Genomic DNA, 12,995 nt, shown 5'->3' with positions numbered 1-12,995 from the left:
AATAGTAGAAACAAGCTAACGACTGATAAGCGACACACTTATTAGTTGGGCACTCATTAATTAGACATGGCAGCAATGAAGGCATCAGATTCAGCTATAGCTGAATTCATTTGCTCAATGAGTTGATCAACATCATTTTGAATAGTTGAAAGCTCACCTTGCAACGCGCCAATCGCGCTAGCATTCAAGTTATGCTTTAAGTATAAAACATTGTCTTGAAACGCACTTAATACCGGTGCCATTCTGCTTTCTGCTTTACGCATGGTTTTAATAAGCGCGCTGTATCTGCGCTCTGTATCACGCAACTTCTCAGTGCTTTCGCGTTTTAACGACGCATTTTGATACTTTTCTAGCTCGTCTTCCCATTCGTCAAAAAGTGCTTCTGCAACACTTTCAACTTTATCGATACGATCAGTGACATCATTGGCAGCAGAAAGGCTGTTTTCATACTCGCTGTTAAGCTTGTTATAAACATCTTCTAACTCGCCACCTTCAAAGGCAACCACGGCACTAAAAGCTTCCAGCGCAGAACTAAACTCTTCCTGTGCGTCTTCTTGCGACTCTTTTGCGTTTTCAACACGGTCCACAAGGATATCCCGTTTCTCAACGCCTACTTTCTCCCACGCCGCGTAATACGCAGATTGGCAGCCAGTTAGTACCAACATAGCAATAATAGCGGTTGCTATTAGCCTCATAACATCTCTCTCCCTCGATAGCGGGCCGCGCTAATAATACAAATAATGTGCAAAATAACGCCAAGTGGCCAAAATACAATTGCTAATACTACGGTTGCGGCAAGCGCATAGCTCACTCCAACCACAATAAAATAAAACAGTGCGCCAAGTATTCGCCCTTGTACTAAATGCCCTAACCCTGGAATAAAAAAGTTACAGATTGCAGCAATCACATTGCCGCCAGATCCTTGCCCTGACATATAAACTTCCTCGCAATTGTTATCAGAATATGATTATGTAGTATTTCATAAGAATAAACTAAACTAAAACAGGCACCCGCACAACGCGCGGAAATAAAATGAAACGACTTTACCCAGATGTTACCTGCTATCAAAATGGATTTATCGAGGTGGGATGTGGGCACTCTCTATATTACGAGCAGAGCGGCAACCCTGAAGGTATTCCAGTACTCTTTATTCATGGTGGTCCAGGTGCTGGTTTACCGCCAAATTATAAATGTTTCTTCGACAGTAACCGATACCGTATTATCGGTTTCGAGCAAAGGGGATGTGGTCGTTCAACACCATTAGCCAGCATCAAAGACAACGATACATGGCTAAATGTAGAAGATATTGAAATATTAAGGCGCCAGCTCAACGTATCGAGTTGGTTAGTGTTTGGGGGCTCATGGGGTTCAACCTTAGCGCTTCTTTATGCTTTTAGGTATGCTGATCATGTCAGCGGCCTTATTCTTCGCGGCGTATTTTTAGCACGCCAACAAGACCGAGACTGGTTTTTGTCGCCACAAGGGGGTGCCGCTCAGCTTTTTCCAGAATATTATCGCCAGTTCGTTAAAGGGATAGACGGTTCGCTAAGTACCGCTGCTATTTGTACGCATTATCTCAATACATTGAAAGCCGATAACGAGGTACAACGCCATGCGGCGTTAAAGCGCTGGTATCAATGGGAAGAGCGACTTTCTCGCGTATCTTTACCACCTGGCACTGGCGATTCCACCAGTCAATATCCCCTATCGCTTGTCACCAGCTTAGCCACTCTTGAATGCCATTTCTTAACCAACAAATGCTTTATTGATGAAGGCTATATACTTGATAATATAAATAAAATAAGTGATATTCCTGGCACTATCATTCATGGTCGATATGACATGATATGTAAAACTGAAGCGGCAGAATCATTACATAAGTCGTGGCCGGGAAGCCAACTTCAAATCATTCCTGATGCTGGCCATAGCACGTCTGAACCGGGCATTGCTTATGCGTTGTGCCGCGCAACCAGAGATATGGCAAGATTTTTAAAGGAGCAAAAGTAATGATTGGGTTGGTTCAACGAGTGTCTGAAGCTAGCGTGTCAGTGAACAATGAAATCATCGGTGAAATTGAACAAGGTATGCTAGTGCTGCTTGGCGTTGAAAAAGACGATGGCCCAGAACAAATCGAAAAGCTTGCTAACAAATTATGCCGCTACCGTATTTTTTCCGACAGCGATGGAAAAATGAACCTAAATGTTGAGCAAATCGGGGGGAAAGTATTAGTGGTGTCCCAATTCACTCTTGTGGCCGACACGCAAAAGGGTAATCGTCCTGGCTTTTCTAGAGGAGCAACACCTGAACATGGCAATGCTATTTATCTGCAATTTATAGAATCCCTTAGACAAAAGGGCATTGTGGTGGAAACTGGGCAATTCGGTGCTGAAATGAAAGTCGCTTTAGTAAATGACGGACCCGCCACATTCCAGTTTCAGGTATAATGAACATACTAGAATTAATCTTGTGCAGTTGAAAAGCGTAAGGTTAAATAGATTTTCATTCTTTCATACGAGGCCTCTCTATTGTGTATAAGGTTGTAACCCCTAAAAGCGATACTGAATTCGAAGCCTATTTTCATTTTCGCTGGGCTCACCTTCGCCAGCCATGGAACTTTCCTCCTGGTTCAGAGAAAGATGAATATGAACAAGTGGCAGAGCACCGCACCATAGTGAACGGTAAAGGCGACATTGTTGCCTGTGGACGAGTACATTTAAATACCGCTGAAGAAGCACAAATTCGACATATTGCCGTACACCCTGATCATCTGCGTAAAGGGCTTGGGCAGATGATAATGGACGCTTTAGAGAACGTGGCGAAAGAATTGGGTGCTATACGCGCGGTGACCAACAGCCGAGAAGTTTCCATCGACTTTTTTAGTTCATGCGGCTTCGTCGTTGAACGTGAAGCGCCTAACGAATTAGGCATGCTAAGACGCCAGCAAATGGTAAAAAAGCTAACTGAAAATAACACCTTAGTGCTGCATCCCAAATGGTGTAAATCATTACAGCAAACCTGGACTGATACCATTCCCATTACAGAACATATGGGTATTAAATTATACCAATACACAGGCAGAACATTAGAAACCCGAGCGTCACTTAATAAAAATATTAATGTTCATGGCACTATGTTTGCCGGCAGTATTTTTTCGTTAGCCACATTAACTGGTTGGGGAATGATTTACTTACAACTAAAAGAGCGCGGGCTAACAGGCGATATTGTATTGGGCGACGGCGATATTCACTATCATAAGCCCATTACTATGAAGCCTCGTGCAATCTGTAATATAGAAACCTTATCGGGCAAATTTAAGCCTTTAGAAAAAGGTGAGAAAGCACGATTTGCTTTGAACGTAGATATCTTGGATGGCGATAATGCCGTGGCAGAGTTTGAAGGGGTGTTTTGGGTGCTTCCAGAGCAAACCGAGGCCTAACGAGCAAAGGTATATTATTCGCTGTTTTTTACTTTCGTAAATGACACATACAAAAAAAGCGCCAGTAGGCGCTTTTTTCAATTATATTTGTTTAGCTTAGACGCTTGGGCGGCGCTTGCTTACGCAACCATGGCAGCTTGAAGCTTTTTCATCGCGTTCTTTTCAATTTGACGAACACGTTCAGCAGATACTTCGTACTTATCAGCAAGATCTTGAAGTGTAATTTTGCTGTCAGCCAACCAACGAGTCTCGATAATATCTTGGCTTCTGTCATCTAGCGTCTTAATGGCTGAGTACAAACGCTTGCTCGCATTAGTATCCCAATCGTTATTAATAACGTCCATCTCAACATCAGTTGATTTATCTTCAAGAAATTGAACCGGTGCAAAGTTGCCCGTTTCGTCCTCGTCAGCAGAAAGATCGAATGCTTGATCTTGGCTGCTCATTCGCGCTTCCATTTGAAGCACTTCTTTCGTACTCACACCCAGCTCGCTGGCTACCGTTTGCACTTCTTCGTGGGTAAACCAACCAAGACGTTTTTTCGCTTTGCGTAAGTTGAAGAACAATTTACGTTGCGCTTTTGTGGTAGCAACTTTAACAATACGCCAGTTCTTGAGTACGAACTCATGAATTTCAGCTTTGATCCAATGTACGGCAAAAGAAACCAAACGAACGCCCACTGTTGGGTCGAAACGCTTAACTGCCTTCATTAGACCAATATTACCTTCTTGGATAAGGTCAGCTTGTGGCAAACCATATCCTGAATAAGATTTTGCAATATGCACAACAAAGCGTAGATGAGACATAACCAGCTTGCGTGCTGCTTCTAAATCTTCATCTTCACGAAGACGCACCGCTAATCCGCGCTCTTCTTCTGCAGTTAGCATATCAATACGACTTACAGCTTGTACGTAGCCTTCAATGCTACCGCTGTGAGGAACTGATAGTGCTAGGGATTGCAATTTATTGCTCATTATTCACCTCATTCTTTGCAACTTGATATTAGCAAAGTAACATCAGCCGCGCGAGACTTAATTGCGATGAGAAACCAAACCAGTTATTGGTATGTAGTACCCATCTTCTAAAGATCAAGACCACAATTGCAAAAAACAGTTCAATTAGTGTCTATCTCTTTCCAAATTTCTCAAACATTGCAAAACGAATTTATCATTACGCTACAACGCTCAATAAATATCACCGGAAGCTTCAAAGAAACATAAGTGCGAACCCAGAGGAAACAGCTTATCGAAGCAGATATTCACGGTATATGCCCATTATACATTCAAAATGTATATAAAACATGCCATTCATCTTTCAAAAAGTTATATCAAACTTAAATTCGGTCGTATTTTTGTTATATATCAACAAAACTACTTTACCCGCTCTCGAATACGCAGACTATTACAATTTTTCGATTGCTAGCATCGCTTTTTTACTTACAATGAGATATAAAATTTATGCCTTAAAAGCGCTCGGCGCTATAATAAATAACAAAATAAAATAAATAACAAAATAATAATAAAAACTTTCATTTTTTTACCGACTTCAATCGCGTTTTTACGCGGCGAGAGCAAAGAGGCACTCGATGTTCGCATACGTAGCAAGACAACCCATATTCGACGTAAATAGGAACGTTTACGCTTACGAATTACTTTTCCGAATAGGGGAAGACAATTGCTTTCCAGATATTCCGCCCGATGAGGCGACCTCAAAAATTTTAACGTCTACGCATTTAAGCTTAGGTATTGAAGAAATAACAGGTGATAAAAAAGCATTTATTAATTTTCACCGCGATACCTTGATGTACCGATTTCCTACCTCATTAGACGCAAGTAAAGTGGTTATTGAGATTGTTGAAACCGTTGAGGTAGATGACGCGCTTATTGCCGCATGCAAGCACATACGAGGGTTAGGTTACCCCATTGCACTTGATGACTATGATATGGAAGATAAGTGGGACGCTTTCGTTCCTTTTACCAGTATTGTTAAAATAGACATTACTGAAATTGCTCACGAAACTATTCCCTCATTAGTTAAACGCTTCAAATCGCACAATATCGAACTTGTGGCCGAAAAAATCGAAACCTACGAAGAATTTCACAAGTTTAAGGAAATGGGTTTCGACTATTTTCAAGGTTACTTCCTAGCTAAACCAGAAATTGTACGTCATCGCAAATTAGGCCCTAGCGCGCTTACCATGATGGAACTACTCACGTTAAGTAGCCAACCCAAGCTAAATTTTGATCAAGTAAATCGAATTATTGAGCGCGATCCATCCCTCACCTATTTGCTATTACGCTTCATCAATAATCCCCTTATTAATAAGCGAAATAAAATTACATCCCTCAAGCATGCGCTTAACTTTATGGGCGAAGTTGAAGTTAAGAAGTTTATCGCGTTACTTGCATTGGCTAATTTAAATGACGGTCAGCCTCAAGAATTGATGCAGATGGCCCTTGTACGGGCAAAATTTTGTGAGCTTGTGTTTATCTCTTTTAAAGAAAGCGAAAATCCACTTACCGGCTTTTTAACCGGTCTTTTATCTATGCTTGATGCCATGATGGAACAACACATCGACGAATTGGTTAGTAAGGTACCTATTAGCGATAATGTAAAAGACGCGCTTTGTGGTGAGCCTGGCGTATTGAAAGACTGTCTTACCTTAGCGAAGTATTTTGAACGGGCGAACTGGGCAGGTATTAAGAAGTTTTCTGGTAAATACAAAATTCAGCAAACTCTGCTTCATGGCTACTATAATGAAGCGATGAAATGGGCTCACCACGTACATGTTTCAGCGCAGGTAGAGAAAAAGTAATTCAGGAATGTACGTTCACTAATATGACTTGCATAATGTAATGCGCAAATTAACGCGATTTTCGTAAATGCATGTTATGGTGGTGCAAATTACAGTAATATTCGTTGATAATTGTTCAACGTGCCAGTAGGGAACTTGTATGTTCGCATTTATCGCTCGCCAACCGATTTTGGATAAAACAAAGGATGTATTTGCTTACGAACTTTTGTTTCGAGATGGCAAGGCTGGCGCGTACCCCGAGCACTCTCCTGAAAAAGCGCAATATATTTCTGAACACTTTCATCCATTAGGGCTAGATGACATTAGCGGTGAAAAGACCTCTTTTATTAACTTTTCCTCTGAAACCATTATTTCTCGCTTCCCTACCACACTGAACCCAGAATCGGTTGTGGTTGAATTGGCTGACAACCCTTTTGCTCAAACGGGCTTGTTAGAAGCTTGTCAGCACATAAAGCGCCTTGGCTTTCGTATTGCTATTGACGACCCTATGATGCTTAGTGCTAAGCATGAAATTCTACCCCTTGTTGATATCGTAAAAGTAGATCTCTCGCAAATTCGTTTCGAAAACATAGAGAAAAATATTCCAAGATTCCTAGATGCCAACGTTGAACTCATAGCTGAACAAGTAGATACGCAAGACCAATTTGCGACCAGCATGGATCTTGGGTTTGATTTCTTCCAAGGCTATTTCTTTGCCCAGCCAGAAGCACGCATACTTCGCCAATTGCCGGCTTCTAAAATGAACATCGTCGACCTTATCGGCGAGTGCTCAAACGATAATTTTGATATTGATAAAGTGAGCCAAATTGTTGAGCGTGATGCTGCACTAAGCTACCTATTGCTTAAGTTTATCAATAACCCACTGATTAATAAGCGCCATAAAATAACCTCACTTAAACACGCCCTTAATTATATGGGTGAAGTGGAGGTGAAGAAGTTTATCGCGCTACTCAGCCTCACCAACTTAGGTGATGATAAGCCGTTAGAGATTATTCATATGTCTTTGGTTAGGGCCAAGTTTTTCGATTTATTGTCGGCAAAGCGTGGCTTAAAAGCGAACCCGCCTATCGGCTTTTTAGTGGGGTTATTTTCATTGTTGGATGCGTTATTAGATCAGTCTATAGATGATGTGCTTAAACAACTCCCGCTATCAGAAGAAATAAATGACGCCATCTTAGGAAAGACAGCAGAATTCAACAGCTACATGGGCCTAGTACGCGCTTTTGAAGGAGCGCTGTGGATGAATGTGATTAAACAAGCAAAAGTACTGGATATCGATCAAAAGCAACTTCATATCCTTTACAATCAAGCCATTGTGTGGGGTAACGGTGTGAGAAGCGCTATTTCTACGCACTTCCCTCGCGCCCCTGTTCAAAGCTAAGCCTATCAAAGCTAAACAGTAAGATAACGCTTATTTGGGTTCTATTTGTCGTACATGACGCTGTACTGAAATAAGCGACCCAAGCAACCCTAATGTAATAGATAGCCCCAACATCGTTAATAACGCCGTTCCCGTTAGGCCCGTAATATTAAAGTCTTTTTGATACATAGCAGCAAAGGTTTGAATACTGCTATCCATCCACCATAGAATTATTATAACGGCAAACCAAGCCATAAGCCCACCTAGTAAGCCGTACCAAAAACCGGTATATAGAAATGGACGATGAATAAAGGCATCGGTTGCCCCTACTAGCTTCATCACTACTATTTCATCATGCTTATTAAGAATGTTCAGTCGAATAGTGTTACCTATAATCAGCACCACAGCGAAGAACAATAAAATGCCAATAAAGGTGACAAGGTCGCTGGCAATATCAATAACCGCATACAAGCGCTCCAACCATTCTATATCTAACTTACCTATATCAACCTCACGCTGCTGCTTTAGCTTATCGAGCAGTGTTTTAGCGGCATTCGGTGTGGCATGCTTATCAATGGGGGTCACTAACACAACATCGGGTAGCGGGTTACTTTGCAAATACGCAATAGCATCTCCTAACCCTGATAAATGCTGAAACTCTTTTAACGCATCATCTGCAGGTATAAACACCACAGAATCAATTTCTTCCCAAGTATTTAACCTAGCAACCAATTGCTGTGAACTGGCGGCTGATATATCGGGTTTCAAAAATAAAGAAATCTCTGAGGCTTGTTCCCACCCGGCGGTAATTTTCTCGGTATTTTTAACCATAATGTAAAGCGTGCTAGGAAGGGTAATACTTAAGCCCAACACACCAATAGTCATCAGTGAAGCCGCGGGCTGACGCCATAATTCGCCTAAGCTTGAAAGGGCTTGCCTTATATGGCTTACGAAGAACATCACAATAGATTGTACAAACCCTATTTTCCTAGACGACGCGCCTTGGCTTCTACCTTTAAATAGAATACTCATTGCCAGTTCCCATTTAAGTCATCAGTTAGCCCGTCGGTAATCATTTGGCCGTCTTTTAAAGTGAGTGTGCGATATTTCATTCGGGCAATTAGCCCTAAATCATGGGTAGCGATGAACACAGATACACCGGCTTGGTTGAAATCTTCAAACAAGCGAATAATTTCCATAGAAAGTTTCGGGTCAAGGTTTCCGGTAGGCTCGTCGGCAAGAAGTAAGGGAGGCTTGTTAACAACAGCGCGTGCTATACCAACCCGTTGTTGTTCGCCGCCTGATAACATAATGGGTAAGTTGCGGCTTTTATCTCGTAACCCTACCATTTCTAGTGCGGCATCGACACGCTTGCCAATTTCTTTGTGGGTGTACCCTTCTATCACAAGTGGAAGCGCCACATTGTCGAAAACCGACTTGTCCATCAACAATTGATGGCTCTGGAAAATCATGCCTATATCGCGACGAATGTAGGCAATATCTCTTCGGCTAATAGCATTGAGGTCATGACCGTTTATCAGTACACGACCTACTGTAGGGCGTTCCATAATACTGATAAGTTTAAGCAGCGTGCTTTTCCCTGCGCCAGAGTGGCCGGTAAGAAAAGCCATTTCTCCAGGGGCGATGTGAAAATCGACTTTACTCAACGCCCGTTGTCCACCGGGGTAGGTTTTGCTTACTTGCTCAAACTTTATCATGCATGTTCCCTACTACCCTATTCCCGTAATTAGCTATTAATGCTGTCTACTCGCCGCTATCAATTTCGCTAAATAGCGCATCAATAAATTCTTGACCGTCGAACTGGCGTAAGTCATCAATACCTTCACCAACCCCTATATATCTGATAGGTATACCAAATTTATCCGCAATTGAGAAGATAACACCACCTTTTGCGGTACCGTCTAGTTTGGTAAGGGTAATACCAGTTAAGCCAACCGCTTGATTGAATAACTTCGCTTGGCTAATAGCATTTTGCCCTGTACCCGCATCAAGGGTAAGCATGACTTCGTGAGGGGCATTAGGGTTCAGCTTTTTCATTACGCGAACCACTTTCTCAAGCTCTTCCATCAAGTTGTCTTTGTTCTGCAAGCGACCTGCAGTATCGGCGATAAGAATATCTGTTTTGCGGGATTTTGCAGCTTCTAGCGCATCGTAAAGTACTGACGCACTATCTGCGCCCGTATGCTGTGCAATAACTGGAATACTGTTTCGCTCACCCCATACCTGCAATTGCTCTACAGCAGCAGCCCTAAAGGTATCACCCGCTGCCAGCATTACTTTTTTGCCCTGCTGCTGGAACTGCTTAGCTAATTTACCGATGGTGGTAGTTTTACCTACCCCATTTACACCAACCATGAGAATAACGAAGGGGCCTTCATCGCTATTGTGGGCGTTAATGGCATCGCTCAGCGGTTCGTTAACCTTCGAGAGCATGCCCGCCATTTGCTGTTTCAGGATATCAAGCAAGGCTTCTGCGTCTTTAAGATCTTTACGGCTTGCACTATCCGTTAAGTGGGTAATGATTTTTTGCGTGGTATCCATTCCCACATCAGCAACCAATAATTGGGTTTCTAAATCTTCGTATAATTCATCATCAATTGCCTTGCCTTTGAAAAGGCTAACTAGGCCGCTACCTAAGTTTGCTTTAGTGCGAGACAAGCTTTCTTTAAGGCGCGAGAATAGTGATTTTTTCTCTTTTGGAGCTGGTGCTGCCTCAACTACAGGTGCAGTTTCCACAACGGGCTCGTTAGCAATGTCGGCTGCTTCTGCTTCTGCTTCTGCTTCTGCTTCTGCTTCTGCTTCTAAAACGCTAGCTGTTTGAATTGGAAATTCAACAGCAGGCGCTTCACTTTCTTGCTTTGATTCAAGTTCTTGAAATGGCGTTTCAAGCGATTTCTCGGCATTTTCACCATCATTTACTGACGCTGGCGAACTAGCTTCATCGGCTATTTCAACTGCATCTAACTTGTCAGGAACCACGCCCACTGGCGCAGCGTCTTCTTTCTCGACAGGTACTGACACCGGCTCATTTGCTACTGGTGCTGCGCTTTCAGCTAAATCGCTCTGGGCAGGGTCTATTGAAGCGCTATTGGCATCTTCCGATAGGTCACTACCGGCAGTGTCTTTGACCACTGGCGCGGCAGTGTCTTTGACCACTGGCGCGGCAGTGCTAGGTGGCTGCTCGGCGTCTGAAGTTTGTGATTCATCAGGTAAAACTGCGTTTTGATCAACTGACTTTTGATCTTGGTTTTCCTGTGCTTTTTGCTTATTTGCTTTTTTGTTCTTACCGAACCAGCCAAAAAGTTTCGACATTGTTAAGACAAATCCTTATAAATACTGGGCAATTTCGGCTACACTTGCCGAATATTGAATAACCCCATGATACCATTGTCAGCGACTATGAAGCGAGTTTCTCGCCCACTCAGGGCATCTTCAACTGCAAAAAAATCCTATTCTACCCACGCAAAAGCGAAAGGCGGACATATTCGCATTATCAGCGGTCAATGGCGGGGAAGAAAGCTACCGGTTCTCGACGCAGAAGGTTTACGCCCCACCACCGACCGAAATAAAGAAACCTTATTCAATTGGCTTATGCCTTATTTGAATGAAGCAAAGTGCTTAGATGTATTTGCAGGCTCGGGGGGCTTGGGATTAGAAGCGCTGTCACGCTATGCCCTTTCTTGTGATTTTATTGAATTAGATAAATCGGCAAGTGCACAGTTAAAAAAGAATTTGGCGTTATTGACGGCTAATAATGCACAAACTGCTAGCGTCCATCAGGGCGATGCCTTAGCAATACTCCCTACCTTTTCAGGTAAAAGCTTCGATATAATGTTTGTCGATCCGCCTTTTCACAAAGGGTTGGTAGCACCAACGTTATCGGCTATTGCCACTAATAACTTATTGTCAAACGACGGTGTGTTATACGTAGAGCACGAAGCGAACCTCGCGCCTATTTCCCTGCCGGACCACTGGCAAATTATAAAAGAAAAGCGCACATCGGCGCTTTGCTATTATTTGATAAAGGCTGTGTGATAAAACTGCATTGTCTCACGATAAACGCGTTAAGCCCTTACTACGAGAACATTAAGCCAAATCGAGACCGATATTCGAAATACCTTCTTCTAACGCAATCGCTTTTAGCGCATCAGCCGTGCTAGCAGGTGACTTTCCAGCTTCAACACAGTCAAGCAATGCTTCTTGCACTTCTACTTCAAACACCATAAGTGGGTGCTCTTTTACGGTTTCATCATCGGCTTCGCCGCTTTCTAACAAGTAAGCTTCTACGCTACCTTGAGAAAGCTTACTAACAACTACCGCACCTTGTGGGTCGTCGCCGGCAATAAGATTAAGCACAGCGGCCAACCCAATTGCGGCATCAATCGCGGGATACACGCCATAGGTATCAAAATCGCTAGTATCGGGCGTCGCCACTTCCACTTTTTCAAGTTGTACTGCAAGATTGAACTTACTTTTAGGTGCTTTAACCGACTCCCATACAAGATTGAGACAATTACGAATACCTTCTTTATCACCAAATTCGGTAACGTCACAGAACAGCTCGTAATTAGGGATCATTCGTTCAAGCAAGGCTGCGCTAAACGCAACTGCTTTGTATCCTTCAAGCATGCGCACACGCCCAAATGTATTAAGTTTTTGCTTTGCCATTAATTAGCTCCGGTGGCATGCATAAAGTATTGAGTAGCACCATCAAGAAGCATTTGAATGGCTATCATGACGAGGATCATCCCCATTAATCGTTCCATAGCAATAAGACCACGTTCGCCTAATAGCTTATGAAACACATTTGAAAACATCAAAATTACTGCACTTATTAACCATGCGGCGCCAAGCGCAAGTGCCCAGTCAGACATACGATCTGGGTTTTGGTTTGCCAGAAGAATGAGAGCCGCTAATGTTGAGGGCCCTGCAATCATTGGAATAGCCAGCGGCACCAAGAACGGCTCTTCGCCAACGGCGAGCCCGCTAGGGTTACCCGCTGACGGAAAAATCATTTTAAGCGCAATCAAAAATAAGATAATACCACCAGCAATGCTAACCGTTTCTTGTTCAACATTGAGGAAATTTAATACCGACTGGCCACTAAATAGGAATAAAAATAAAATTCCTAAAGCAAACAGTAACTCTCTGATAAGAATCATTTGCCGTCTTCGGGGCTCTATTAACTTTAAAACCGACATGAACACAGGCAAATTGCCAAGAGGATCCATGATCAAGAATAACATGACGGCTGCTGACCAAGTATCCATTTTTTCTTATTCTCCAATAACTTGCTGGGTATCACCGACTGCAAGAATACTTTTTATATCTATCATTTTCTGCATTGTACAAAAAAGCATTCG

The 12,995-nt window shown here is 42.7% G+C and carries 14 protein-coding genes; 6 read left to right on the top strand and 8 right to left on the bottom strand.

What is annotated here, in order from left to right:
- Nucleotides 1-56 precede the first annotated feature (56 nt).
- Complete coding sequence (locus C7Y69_RS02780; protein WP_126871736.1) at nucleotides 57-695, bottom strand: DUF2959 domain-containing protein; 639 nt, start codon at nucleotides 693-695, stop codon at nucleotides 57-59.
- Nucleotides 692-934 carry a hypothetical protein gene (locus C7Y69_RS02775; protein WP_013786282.1) on the bottom strand — a complete coding sequence of 81 codons (243 nt, stop codon included), beginning with the start codon at nucleotides 932-934 and terminating at the stop codon, nucleotides 692-694. The genes C7Y69_RS02780 and C7Y69_RS02775 overlap by 4 nt, the downstream gene beginning before the upstream one ends.
- 98 nt (nucleotides 935-1,032) lie before the next feature.
- Here C7Y69_RS02775 and pip point away from each other — a divergent pair, with 98 nt between their 5' ends.
- The 3 genes from pip (at nucleotide 1,033) to C7Y69_RS02760 (ending at nucleotide 3,436) form a co-directional block, all read left to right on the top strand.
- Entirely contained in the window at nucleotides 1,033-2,007 is a 975-nt protein-coding gene (gene pip, locus C7Y69_RS02770; RefSeq protein ID WP_013786283.1) for a prolyl aminopeptidase, read from the top strand.
- Nucleotides 2,007-2,444 carry a D-aminoacyl-tRNA deacylase gene (dtd, locus tag C7Y69_RS02765; protein ID WP_013786284.1) on the top strand — a complete coding sequence of 146 codons (438 nt, stop codon included), beginning with the start codon at nucleotides 2,007-2,009 and terminating at the stop codon, nucleotides 2,442-2,444. Before pip ends, dtd begins: the two co-directional genes overlap by 1 nt.
- Before the next feature lie 83 nt (nucleotides 2,445-2,527).
- Complete coding sequence (locus C7Y69_RS02760) at nucleotides 2,528-3,436, top strand: bifunctional GNAT family N-acetyltransferase/hotdog fold thioesterase (RefSeq protein WP_126871735.1); 909 nt, start codon at nucleotides 2,528-2,530, stop codon at nucleotides 3,434-3,436.
- 119 nt (nucleotides 3,437-3,555) lie between these two features.
- Here C7Y69_RS02760 and rpoH read toward each other — a convergent pair whose 3' ends face one another.
- Nucleotides 3,556-4,410: an RNA polymerase sigma factor RpoH gene (gene rpoH / locus C7Y69_RS02755; RefSeq protein WP_126871734.1), complete on the bottom strand. Its 855-nt coding sequence runs from the start codon at nucleotides 4,408-4,410 to the stop codon at nucleotides 3,556-3,558.
- 611 nt (nucleotides 4,411-5,021) lie between these two features.
- Between rpoH and C7Y69_RS02750 the strand changes: the two genes are divergently transcribed.
- Complete coding sequence (locus tag C7Y69_RS02750) at nucleotides 5,022-6,251, top strand: EAL and HDOD domain-containing protein (protein WP_126871733.1); 1,230 nt, start codon at nucleotides 5,022-5,024, stop codon at nucleotides 6,249-6,251.
- Nucleotides 6,252-6,390: 139 nt separating this feature from the next.
- Nucleotides 6,391-7,632, top strand: a complete 1,242-nt coding sequence (locus tag C7Y69_RS02745; RefSeq protein ID WP_126871732.1) for an EAL and HDOD domain-containing protein — start codon at nucleotides 6,391-6,393, stop codon at nucleotides 7,630-7,632.
- A gap of 30 nt (nucleotides 7,633-7,662) precedes the next feature.
- On the opposite strand, the gene ftsX is transcribed toward C7Y69_RS02745, so the two are convergent.
- From ftsX to ftsY, 3 genes are read right to left on the bottom strand one after another with little or no spacing between them, the layout of a single operon-like run.
- Nucleotides 7,663-8,643, bottom strand: coding sequence for a permease-like cell division protein FtsX (gene ftsX, locus C7Y69_RS02740; protein ID WP_013786289.1), 981 nt, complete (start codon nucleotides 8,641-8,643; stop codon nucleotides 7,663-7,665).
- Complete coding sequence (ftsE, locus tag C7Y69_RS02735; RefSeq protein ID WP_013786290.1) at nucleotides 8,640-9,329, bottom strand: cell division ATP-binding protein FtsE; 690 nt, start codon at nucleotides 9,327-9,329, stop codon at nucleotides 8,640-8,642. Before ftsE ends, ftsX begins: the two co-directional genes overlap by 4 nt.
- Nucleotides 9,330-9,375: 46 nt before the next feature.
- On the bottom strand, nucleotides 9,376-10,944 hold the full coding sequence (ftsY, locus tag C7Y69_RS02730; RefSeq protein ID WP_126871731.1) for a signal recognition particle-docking protein FtsY: 1,569 nt from the start codon (nucleotides 10,942-10,944) through the stop codon (nucleotides 9,376-9,378).
- A 66-nt stretch (nucleotides 10,945-11,010) separates the two neighbouring features.
- Between ftsY and rsmD the strand changes: the two genes are divergently transcribed.
- The gene (gene rsmD, locus C7Y69_RS02725) at nucleotides 11,011-11,667 is read left to right on the top strand and encodes a 16S rRNA (guanine(966)-N(2))-methyltransferase RsmD (protein ID WP_013786292.1); all 657 of its coding nucleotides are present in this window, start codon (nucleotides 11,011-11,013) and stop codon (nucleotides 11,665-11,667) included.
- 51 nt (nucleotides 11,668-11,718) lie between these two features.
- On the opposite strand, the gene C7Y69_RS02720 is transcribed toward rsmD, so the two are convergent.
- Together C7Y69_RS02720 and C7Y69_RS02715 are read right to left on the bottom strand one after the other, a co-directional pair.
- Nucleotides 11,719-12,300 (bottom strand): YjaG family protein, encoded by a 582-nt coding sequence (locus tag C7Y69_RS02720; RefSeq protein ID WP_013786293.1) that lies wholly within the window; start codon nucleotides 12,298-12,300, stop codon nucleotides 11,719-11,721.
- Nucleotides 12,300-12,902, bottom strand: a complete 603-nt coding sequence (locus C7Y69_RS02715) for a YhgN family NAAT transporter (RefSeq protein ID WP_126871730.1) — start codon at nucleotides 12,900-12,902, stop codon at nucleotides 12,300-12,302. The genes C7Y69_RS02720 and C7Y69_RS02715 overlap by 1 nt, the downstream gene beginning before the upstream one ends.
- Nucleotides 12,903-12,995 lie beyond the last annotated feature (93 nt).

It is taken from the genome of Alteromonas sp. KS69 (assembly GCF_003989595.1).
GTDB lineage: Bacteria > Pseudomonadota > Gammaproteobacteria > Enterobacterales > Alteromonadaceae > Alteromonas > Alteromonas naphthalenivorans.
This window is presented reverse-complemented; position numbering and strand designations above follow the sequence as displayed.

Excerpts from the sequence above, each read along its gene's own strand:
- C7Y69_RS02720 (WP_013786293.1), bottom strand. The coding sequence starts at position 12,300 with ATGGCAAAGCAAAAACTTAATACATTTGGGCGTGTGCGCATGCTTGAA.
- C7Y69_RS02715 (WP_126871730.1), bottom strand. The coding sequence starts at position 12,902 with ATGGATACTTGGTCAGCAGCCGTCATGTTATTCTTGATCATGGATCCT.
- C7Y69_RS02750 (WP_126871733.1), top strand. The coding sequence starts at position 5,022 with ATGTTCGCATACGTAGCAAGACAACCCATATTCGACGTAAATAGGAAC.
- C7Y69_RS02745 (WP_126871732.1), top strand. The coding sequence starts at position 6,391 with ATGTTCGCATTTATCGCTCGCCAACCGATTTTGGATAAAACAAAGGAT.
- ftsX (WP_013786289.1), bottom strand. The coding sequence starts at position 8,643 with ATGAGTATTCTATTTAAAGGTAGAAGCCAAGGCGCGTCGTCTAGGAAA.
- rsmD (WP_013786292.1), top strand. The coding sequence starts at position 11,011 with ATGATACCATTGTCAGCGACTATGAAGCGAGTTTCTCGCCCACTCAGG.
- ftsE (WP_013786290.1), bottom strand. The coding sequence starts at position 9,329 with ATGATAAAGTTTGAGCAAGTAAGCAAAACCTACCCCGGTGGACAACGG.
- ftsY (WP_126871731.1), bottom strand. The coding sequence starts at position 10,944 with ATGTCGAAACTTTTTGGCTGGTTCGGTAAGAACAAAAAAGCAAATAAG.
- C7Y69_RS02780 (WP_126871736.1), bottom strand. The coding sequence starts at position 695 with ATGAGGCTAATAGCAACCGCTATTATTGCTATGTTGGTACTAACTGGC.
- dtd (WP_013786284.1), top strand. The coding sequence starts at position 2,007 with ATGATTGGGTTGGTTCAACGAGTGTCTGAAGCTAGCGTGTCAGTGAAC.
- C7Y69_RS02775 (WP_013786282.1), bottom strand. The coding sequence starts at position 934 with ATGTCAGGGCAAGGATCTGGCGGCAATGTGATTGCTGCAATCTGTAAC.
- pip (WP_013786283.1), top strand. The coding sequence starts at position 1,033 with ATGAAACGACTTTACCCAGATGTTACCTGCTATCAAAATGGATTTATC.
- rpoH (WP_126871734.1), bottom strand. The coding sequence starts at position 4,410 with ATGAGCAATAAATTGCAATCCCTAGCACTATCAGTTCCTCACAGCGGT.